Origin of the sequence: Streptomyces sp. UNOC14_S4, from assembly GCF_020740835.1 — a bacterium.
GTDB lineage: Bacteria > Actinomycetota > Actinomycetes > Streptomycetales > Streptomycetaceae > Streptomyces.
On the sequence record NZ_JAINFC010001048.1, the window covers coordinates 1 to 604 of the forward strand.

The 604-nt window shown below is 69.0% G+C and carries 1 protein-coding gene; it reads right to left on the reverse strand.

Annotation, left to right across the window (positions count from 1 at the left end; genetic code table 11):
- A partial coding sequence (locus K6I34_RS37830; protein ID WP_229332521.1) for a 2-oxoacid:acceptor oxidoreductase family protein occupies positions 1-604 on the reverse strand: 604 nt, incomplete at both ends.

Genomic DNA, 604 nt, shown 5'->3' on the forward strand with positions numbered 1-604 from the left:
GCCAGGCCGATGGTCTCGGACTTCAGGGCCACACCCGGACCCGACGTCGTGGTCACTGCGAGGGAGCCGCCGAAGGCGGCGCCGAGCGCGGCGCCGATGCCGGCGATCTCGTCCTCCGCCTGGAAGGTGCGCACGCCGAAGTTCTTGTGCTTCGACAGCTCGTGCAGGATGTCGGAGGCCGGGGTGATCGGGTACGAGCCCAGATACAGCGGCAGATCCGCCTGACGCGAGGCGGCCACCAGGCCGTAGGACAGGGCCAGGTTCCCGGAGATGTTGCGGTAGGTGCCCGCGGGGAATGCGGAGGTGGCGGGGGCGACTTCGTAGGAGACCGCGAAGTCCTCGGTCGTCTCTCCGAAGTTCCACCCCGCGCGGAACGCGGTCACGTTCGCCTCGGCGATCGCCGGTTTCTTCGCGAACTTCGCCCGCAGGAACGCCTCGGTCCCCGCGGTCGGCCGGTGGTACATCCACGACAGCAGGCCCAGCGCGAACATGTTCTTGCTGCGCTCGGCCTCCTTGCGGGAGAGACCGAAGTCCTTGAGCGCCTCGATGGTGAGGGTGGTGAGGGGGACGGGGTGGACGCGGTAGGCGTCGAGCGAGCCGTCTT